This is a genomic window from Microbacterium ulmi (genome assembly GCF_011759705.1).
Taxonomy (GTDB): domain Bacteria; phylum Actinomycetota; class Actinomycetes; order Actinomycetales; family Microbacteriaceae; genus Microbacterium; species Microbacterium ulmi.
Genome location: NZ_JAAOZF010000001.1, coordinates 609,257 through 617,056 on the forward strand (window position 1 = coordinate 609,257; position 7,800 = coordinate 617,056).

At 72.2% G+C, this 7,800-nt stretch carries 7 protein-coding genes; 5 read left to right on the forward strand and 2 right to left on the reverse strand.

Features of this window, described 5'->3' with window-relative positions:
• Nucleotides 1–186: 186 nt before the first annotated feature.
• The 3 genes from FHS08_RS02900 (at nucleotide 187) to FHS08_RS02910 (ending at nucleotide 4,050) form a co-directional block, all read left to right on the forward strand.
• The gene (locus tag FHS08_RS02900) at nucleotides 187–1,707 is read left to right on the forward strand and encodes a sugar ABC transporter ATP-binding protein (RefSeq protein ID WP_341800293.1); all 1,521 of its coding nucleotides are present in this window, start codon (nucleotides 187–189) and stop codon (nucleotides 1,705–1,707) included.
• Entirely contained in the window at nucleotides 1,704–2,747 is a 1,044-nt protein-coding gene (locus FHS08_RS02905) for an ABC transporter permease subunit (protein ID WP_167035297.1), read from the forward strand. Before FHS08_RS02900 ends, FHS08_RS02905 begins: the two co-directional genes overlap by 4 nt.
• A 115-nt stretch (nucleotides 2,748–2,862) precedes the next feature.
• Complete coding sequence (locus tag FHS08_RS02910; protein WP_167035299.1) at nucleotides 2,863–4,050, forward strand: ROK family protein; 1,188 nt, start codon at nucleotides 2,863–2,865, stop codon at nucleotides 4,048–4,050.
• Between the two features lie 442 nt (nucleotides 4,051–4,492).
• On the opposite strand, the gene FHS08_RS02915 is transcribed toward FHS08_RS02910, so the two are convergent.
• Nucleotides 4,493–5,422: a hypothetical protein gene (locus tag FHS08_RS02915; RefSeq protein WP_167035300.1), complete on the reverse strand. Its 930-nt coding sequence runs from the start codon at nucleotides 5,420–5,422 to the stop codon at nucleotides 4,493–4,495.
• Between the two features lie 632 nt (nucleotides 5,423–6,054).
• Here FHS08_RS02915 and FHS08_RS02920 point away from each other — a divergent pair.
• Together FHS08_RS02920 and FHS08_RS02925 are read left to right on the forward strand one after the other, a co-directional pair.
• On the forward strand, nucleotides 6,055–6,726 hold the full coding sequence (locus tag FHS08_RS02920; RefSeq protein WP_167035302.1) for a VOC family protein: 672 nt from the start codon (nucleotides 6,055–6,057) through the stop codon (nucleotides 6,724–6,726).
• 182 nt (nucleotides 6,727–6,908) lie between these two features.
• Nucleotides 6,909–7,418 (forward strand): hypothetical protein, encoded by a 510-nt coding sequence (locus tag FHS08_RS02925; RefSeq protein WP_167035304.1) that lies wholly within the window; start codon nucleotides 6,909–6,911, stop codon nucleotides 7,416–7,418.
• A 33-nt stretch (nucleotides 7,419–7,451) separates the two neighbouring features.
• On the opposite strand, the gene FHS08_RS02930 is transcribed toward FHS08_RS02925, so the two are convergent.
• Nucleotides 7,452–7,664 carry a hypothetical protein gene (locus FHS08_RS02930; RefSeq protein WP_167035306.1) on the reverse strand — a complete coding sequence of 71 codons (213 nt, stop codon included), beginning with the start codon at nucleotides 7,662–7,664 and terminating at the stop codon, nucleotides 7,452–7,454.
• Nucleotides 7,665–7,800: the final 136 nt, after the last annotated feature.

Consider the following 7,800-nt stretch of genomic DNA (forward strand, 5'->3'; position numbering starts at 1 on the left):
CTACGCTGACGGGGTTCACCGTAGCAGAAGACATCGCCGATGTGTCTACTTTTGTTTGCGCAACGTCAAAAGCGGGATCTCCGCTTCGTTCTGGGTTTTCCGCCCTCGCCGGGTGAGCGGATGGCGTTCGCGCGAGCCGTGTGAAGACACTCCCCCGCCGCCCGCCCCGCATGTTATGGTCTCCCCGTGATCAAAGTCGACCACCCGACGCCATTACTCGCGGTGCGCGGTGTCACAAAGGCGTTCGCGGGTGTGGCCGCGCTGCGCGGTGTCGACCTCGACGTCCTTCCGGGCGAGGTGCACTGCATCCTCGGCCAGAACGGCGCGGGCAAGTCGACGCTCATCAAGGTGCTCGCGGGGGTGCACAGGCCCGACGAGGGCGAGATCAGCTGGTCGGGCGAGCCCGTCGACATCCCCGACCCGCAGGCGGCGCTCGCGCTCGGCATCGCGACGATGTACCAGGAGCTCGACGTCGTCGACGGCCTCACGGTCGCTGAGAACATCTTCCTCGGCCACGAGCTCGCCCGCGGCGGCTTCACACGCCGCAGCGAAGCCGCGAGGCGCACGCGCGAGCTCCTCCGCCGGCTCGGCCACGCGGCCTTGTCGCCGAACGCCGACGTGGGGTCGCTGAGCGCGGCGAGCAAGCAGATCGTCAGCATGGCGCGGGCGCTGTCGCACGACATCAAGCTCATCATCATGGACGAGCCCTCGGCCGTGCTCGACTCGCAGGAGGTCAAGAACCTCTTCCACGTCGTGCGGGAGCTGACGGCGGAGGGCGTCGCGGTCGTGTACATCACGCACCGTCTCGAGGAGATCCGCCAGATCGGCGACCGCATCACGGTGCTCAAGGACGGACGCAGCATGGCGAGCGGCCTGCCGGTCGCCGACACACCGACGCCCGAGCTCATCCGGCTCATGACGGGCCGAGCCGTCAGCAACGCCTTCCCGCCTGCCGTCCCCCTCCCCTCCGACGCCCCGATGGTGCTCGAGGTCGAGGGCCTCGGGCTCGCGGACGTCTTCGAGGACGTCTCGTTCTCGGTGCGCGCGGGAGAGATCGTGGGTCTCGCGGGTCTGGTGGGCTCCGGCCGCTCCGAGATCCTCGAGACGGTGTACGGCGCGAGGCGGTCGACGGCGGGCACGGTGGCCGTCGGCGGCGTCCCGCTGCGCCGGGGGTCCGTCGTCTCGGCGGTCGCGGCCGGCATCGGCCTGTCTCCCGAGGAGCGAAAGACGCAGGGGCTCGTGCTCGCCGAGCCGGTCTTCGTCAACGTGACGCTCTCGTCGATGTCGCGCTTCGCGAGAGCGGGCTTCGTCGACGAGCGCGCCGAGCGCGCCGCGGCGCGAGAGCAGATGACGTCGCTCGAGCTGCGCCCCGCCGACCCCGACCGCCCCGCCGTGACCCTCTCGGGCGGCAACCAGCAGAAGATCCTCCTCGCGCGCTGGCTCGTGCACGGCACGCGCGTGCTCCTGCTCGACGAGCCCACGCGCGGCGTCGACGTCGGCGCGCGCGCCGAGATCTACGCCCTCATCCGCCGGCTCGCCGCAGCGGGCAACGCCATCGTCATCGTGTCCAGCGAGATCGAGGAGGTCCTCGGCCTCGCCGACACCGTGCTCGTGGTCGCGGAGGGACGCGTGCTCGAGACGCTTCCCGCGGCGCAGATCGACGAGCACGGCGTCCTCGACCTCGTGATGAAAGGAGCTGCCGCGTGAGCGAGCAGACCACCCCGGGCGCCGACGTCGTCGCCGCCGAGCCCCCGCCCTCCGTCGACATCGGGCGAAGCCGCACACAGCGCATCCTGTCGGGCTCCGTGGGCCGCAACCTGGGTCTGGTCATCGCGCTGCTCCTGATCATCGCCGTGGGCGTCATCACGTCGGGCGACACCTTCGCGACGTGGAGCAACACCCTCACGATCCTCCGGCAGGCGTCCATCATCGGGGTCGTCGCCATCGGCATGACGTTCGTCATCATCGGCGGCGGCATCGACCTGTCGGTCGGCGCCGTCGTGGGGCTGGCATCCGTCGTCGCGACCCTCGACATCACCCAGCGCGCGGGAACGGGGGCGTCGTGGTGGATCATGATCGTCGTCGCGCTCGTCGTCGGCGTCGCCGCGGGTCTGGTCAACGGCGTCGTCATCGCGTACGGCAAGGTCGTGGCTTTCATGGCGACCCTCGCGATGCTCGTCGCGGCACGCGGACTCGCCGAGATCCTCGCCGAGCGTCGCACGCTCGTCATCCAGAACAGGCAGTTCATCACGGCCCTCAACGCCGACCTGATCGGCATCGACGTCCTCATCTGGATCTTCATCGTCGTCGCGGCCGCCGGCTGGGTGCTCCTCAACAGGACGACGTTCGGCCGCCGCACCGTCGCGATCGGCGGCAACCGCGAAGCGTCCCGGCTCGCGGGCATCGACGTCAAGCGCCACACGATGTGGCTGTACGCGCTCGCGGGGCTGACGGCCGGCATCGCCGCCGTCATGATCCTCGGCCGCACGACCGCGGGCACCTCGACGCACGGCCAGCTGTGGGAGCTCGACGCGATCGCCGCCGTCGTCGTCGGCGGCACTCTGCTCGCGGGCGGGCGCGGCACCATCACCGGCACGGTGCTCGGCGTGCTGATCTTCCAGACGCTGTCGAACGTGTTCGTCCAGAACAACCTGTCCTCGTCGGTCCAGGCGGTCGCGAAGGGCGTCATCATCGTCGTCGCCGTCCTTCTGCAGCAGCGCTTCTCGGCGCGGAGCGCGCGCGAATGAGCGGGCGACTCTCGGATGCGGCATCCGGAGCATCTGCCGCGAGGACGGATGCCGAGCACCGCGTGCGTGCAGAAGTCCGGCGACTTCTGCACGCACGAGCGTGATTGACTGAGCCGTGGGCACGTACGGTCAGGACTTCCCCTCCCCGGGGACGGGCGTCAGCGAACTCTTCCAGCTGCTGCGCGACGGCGTTCCCCGCACACGGGCGGAGCTGTCGAAGGCCACGGGCCTCGCGCGTTCGACGATCGCCGCCCGTGTCGACGAGCTCATGCGCATGGAGCTGATCAGCCCCGTCGCGGAGGCCGCGTCGACGGGTGGCCGGCCGCCCTCGCTGTTCGCGCTCAACCCCGGTGCGCGCGTCGTGCTCGGCGTCGACCTGGGCGCCTCGCACGCGACGATCGCCGTCGCCGATCTCGCGGGGACGATCCTCGCGGAGCACACGGAGCCGCTCGACATCCGGCGCGGGCCCGAGCGCGTGCTCGCGTGGCTCGTCGAGCGCGCGCCCTCGCTGCTCGAGCAGGCCGGGGCCGATCGCTCGAGGCTCGCCGCGATCGGCATCGGCGTGCCCGGTCCCGTGGAGCATTCGACGGGTCAGCCCGTCAATCCGCCCATCATGCCCGGCTGGGACCGGTTCGACATCCCGGGGTGGGTCCAGCAGCACCTGCAGGTGCCCGTGCTCGTCGACAACGACGTCAACGTCATGGCACTCGGCGAGCGCTCGGTCGCCTGGCCGCGCGTCGACCATCTGATGTTCGTGAAGGTCGCGACGGGCATCGGCTCCGGCGTCATCTCCGGCGGCCGGCTGCAGCGCGGAGCGCAGGGGGTCGCGGGAGACATCGGCCACGTGCAGGTCGCGCGGGGCATCGACGTGCCGTGCCACTGCGGCAACAAGGGATGTCTCGAGGCCCTCGCGTCGGGTCCCGCCATCGCGCGCGGCCTGAGGGCGCAGGGCATCGAGGCCGCCGACGGGAACGACGTCGTCGACCTCGTCAAGCGCGGCAGCATCGAGGCCGTGCAGGCCGTGCGGCAGGCGGGACGCGACATCGGCGAAGTGCTCACGGCGTGCGTGAGCCTGGTCAACCCCTCCGTCATCGCGATCGGCGGATCGATGGCTCGCGTCGGCGAGCACCTCATCGCGGGGGTCCGCGAAGTCGTCTACACCCGGTCGATGCCGCTCGCGACGGAGCATCTCGCGATCGTGCAGTCGAGCGCGGCGGGCCGGGCGGGCGTCATCGGCGCGAGCGGCCTCGCGATCGACCGCGTCCTGTCGCCGGGTGCGCTTCGCGAGCTCGTCGGCGGCTGAGGCTCTCGCACTGAGAGGCGGGTGCCGCGCTCAGGCGGACGCCGCAGTGTGAGGCGGATGCCGTGCGCATAGGCGGATGCCGCAGTGGGTGGCGGCCGCCGCAGTGTGAGGCGGATGCCGCGCTCAGGCGGACGCCGTGCGCAGAGGCGGTGCCGCACTGGGTGGCGGCCGCCGCACTGTGAGGCGGATGCCGCGCTCGGTGGCGGATGCCGCAGTGTGAGGCGGATGACGCGCTCAGGCGGACGCCGTGCGCAGAGGCGGGTGCCGCACTGGGTCGCGGACGCCGCAGTGTGAGGCGGATGCCGCGCTCGGTGGCGGATGCCGCAGTGTGAGGCGGATCCCGCGCTCGGTGGCGGATGCCGCAGTGTGAGGCGGATGCCGCAGTGTGAGGCGGATGCCGCGGTACGGCGCGCCTGACGGCGGGTGCAGCGATCGCCCGATCTCAGGCGGCGTCGCCTCCGCGCCGCCTCGCCGCGAGCGCACGGAGCCCGAACGAACCCGCGATGCCGACAGCGGCCGCGACGACGAGCGGAGGGACCACGAGCTCCGGCATCCCCATCGCCGCCCGGAAGACGCCGAGCCCGTACTCGAGCATCTCTCCCGGGTATTTCGCGAGGACGCGCGTGCCCGCGGCGCTCGCGATCGCGGTCTCGGCGGCGGGTCCGATCCACAGCGCGAGCAGGCTCACGACGACCCCGACGACGCGTCCGACGCTGCGGAAGCCGCACCACGCGATCGCGAGGCCGACGAGGACGGCCGGGACCCACCGGAGAGCCGAGAAGATCCACATGGGAGGCGTGTCGATCGCGCCGATGGGCACGACCAGGCCGCCGAGCCACGATCCCGCGGAGATGGCGGCGACCGCGAGCGCGATCGTGGCACCCGGCACGGGCGCCTTCGCCACGAGGAGCAGCACGAGGATGCCGATCCCGATCGCGAGGACCGTCGCCGCGACGAGCGCGAGCAGGTAGTAGACCGACCACTGCTGTGCCGACAGTCCCGCGCGCACGACCACGGCGGTCTGCACGAGCGCCGTCAGCTGCACCGCGAGCACGCCCGCAAGCACCGCGACCACGGCGAACCGCGATCGGCGCGCATGGGCGGCACGCGCGATGATCCCCGCGACGGCCGACCCCGTGACGACGAGCGAGACGAGGAACGGGAGCCAGTACTGGCTGAACGGCAGGAGCGCGAACGGCATCCCCTCGGACGGGATCCCCGTCTCCCACAGGTTCTGGATGGGCAGCCGCGCACCCGTGACGAGCCATGGCGCGAGACCGAAGACCGCCGCGGCGGCTCCGACGAGGAGCCACACCCAGAAGGGGAGTCGGCGTGTGTGGACGGTCGCCTTCTGATCGGTCGTGATCGCCAAGTCAGCCCCGCATCCCGCGGAGAGCGCCTGCGAGCCCTCGGGTCGAGCGCGCGCCGGTCGTGACGAGGATCCGTGACTGCATCCCCCCATCCTGGCAAGGAACCATCGCTCAGGGCCGCGCTGTGCACAACCCGCGTCCGCTCGGCGGGTGCGCCCACGCGAGCGTCGTCATCGGGGCACGCCCGACCAGAGGCGCGGCGTCTGCCCGCGGACGCCCGGCCGCGGCGTGAAGAGCCTGCCGGCTCGGGGAACGCGAAAAGCTGCTGCGCCGTCATCTTGTCGGTCGCGGTCGTGACGACGAGGACGTCGAGGTCGGGGCCGGCGACGGCGACGCACGTCGTGTGCGGCGCCGGAAGGTCCACCCCGGGCGACCAGCGCGCCGTCGGGGGCGTCGCGCCGCACCTGCCCGCGTCGACGGCGCCGACAGTGGCGGGCAGCGCGGCGGCGATCCCCCCGATCGCCGCCCGCCCAGGCGCGTGGCCGACCTCGAGCCCGAGACGTGGGCCGACGGCATCCGCACCCCCGCGACCCGTGGCGCGCGAGTACCGTGGTCTGCGCGCGGGTACCGTGGCCTGCGCGCGGGTCCTCGCTCGTCAGCGGCCGGGACCTGGAGAGCGGGTGGAGGAGCTGCCATGGGCGAGTCGACGAGTGGACCGGAATGGATCTCCGCGGCCGAGTTCCACCGGGCGCCTGGCGTGTCCGACTGGCGTGTCACAGGCACGGGCCCGCAGGCCGTGTTCACCGCGGCGTCCCTCTCCCACGCGGCAGAGCTCATCGCCCCTGTCGTGGCCGCCGCCGAGCGATTCGGCATACTGCCCGACGTCGACGTGCGTCCGGAGGGAGTCGTCGTCCGCATCCCCGACCGCAGCTTCGAGGGCATCCCCGCGGCCGCCGAGGAGTTCGCGGCCGCCGTGTCGAGGGCAGCCGCCGAGCTGTCGCTGGCGCCCGATCCGTCGCTCGCGCAGTCGATCGGCGTCTACGTCGCCCAACACTCCGGGGCCGACGTGCGGCCGTTCTTCCTGGCCGCGCTCGGCTACGAAACGCTCGGCGACACGGATGCCGTCGACCCGCTGCGCCGCGGACCGCAGCTCGCCTTCAACCCGATCACCGGCGACACCCCGGCGAGAGGCCGGACGCACTTCGACGTCTTCGTCCCGGCCGACCAGGCTCAGGCGCGAGTGGATGCCGCCCTCGCCGCCGGCGGGAGACTCGCCGACGACGCGCACGCCCCCGCCTGGTGGTCGCTCGCGTCGCCCGACAACCACGGCGTCGACATCGCGTCCTGGACCGACACCTACGACTGATCCCGCGCTCGTCGGCGAGGAGCGCGCGCACCGAGTCCGAACGACGATGCGGGGCATCCCTCCGGCCGCCCGCACGCGTGCGCCGGCGACGATCAGGAGCCCGAGCAGTCCGCGGACGGACGCGACCAGCGCGCGCATGCCGCGCTCGGGCTGTCTCGCCGACGGCCCAGTAGGGTACTCGCATGACCTTGCCCGCCCTCTCCCGACGACGACTCGAGGAGGCCGTCGCCTGGACCGGCGCGGGATTCGTCACCTCGATGGCCGCACTGTGCCTGATGCTCGGCATCGCGATGATCGCGCTCGGCGCCTCCGACACCGACCCCTCCGAGGGTCTGTACGGCTGGATTCTCGGTGCGATCGGGCTGGGAGCGTGGCTGCTCCTCGTCGTCGCAGGCGGCTGCATGCTGACCAGACGCCGCCAGAACGGGCGGTTGTGGCGGGGCGTGCTCCCCGGACTCGTCAGCGTCCTGTGGAGCGGTCTGGCGGCCCTCGCGCTCACAGCCGGATGGCTCAACACGATCAGCTCCCTTGCGGGCGCCTGGCCCGTCGGCCTTGCCCCGGTATGGAGTGCCGTCGCGATCTCCCTCATGACGCTCGGCACCATCCCGATCGGACTCACGCTCCTCGTCGTCCACGTCGCCCTGCGTCTCATGCGAGCCCGTATGGACGCGGGAGCAGCCCGCGTCGCCTGAGCGCGTGACCGAGGAGTGGTCTGTCGCCCGCGCTCACAGACGGCGTGTGCGGACCGCGCTTGTGCGCATGCGCGGAGATGGACCCGCCACCCAATCGGGCCGCTCCGACTCGAGGATGCTCTCGATGGCCGCGTCGACGGCATCCATGAACACGTCGCCCAATCCGGGCCGCTTCGACTCGTACCACCGCGCCGCGGCACGGTACTCGTCGAGAGCGTCAGCGTGCTCGCGCCAACTCCGCGTCACTCGCGCTGCGCCGCGATCTCGGTGTCGCCTCGCCAAGCCTGTAGCAGGAGCGGGGCTTGGCCACTCCGCCCCTCCACACGCCGCCCCGCGGCGCGCGGAGCCTCTGCGGAGCGGGACCGCCCGCAGGCGGGTTCAC

What these genes read in the sequence shown, in the direction of transcription:
- FHS08_RS02925 (WP_167035304.1), top strand. Translation starts at nt 6,909, where the DNA reads ATGACCTTGCCCGCCCTCTCCCGACGACGACTCGAGGAGGCCGTCGCC.
- FHS08_RS02920 (WP_167035302.1), top strand. Translation starts at nt 6,055, where the DNA reads ATGGGCGAGTCGACGAGTGGACCGGAATGGATCTCCGCGGCCGAGTTC.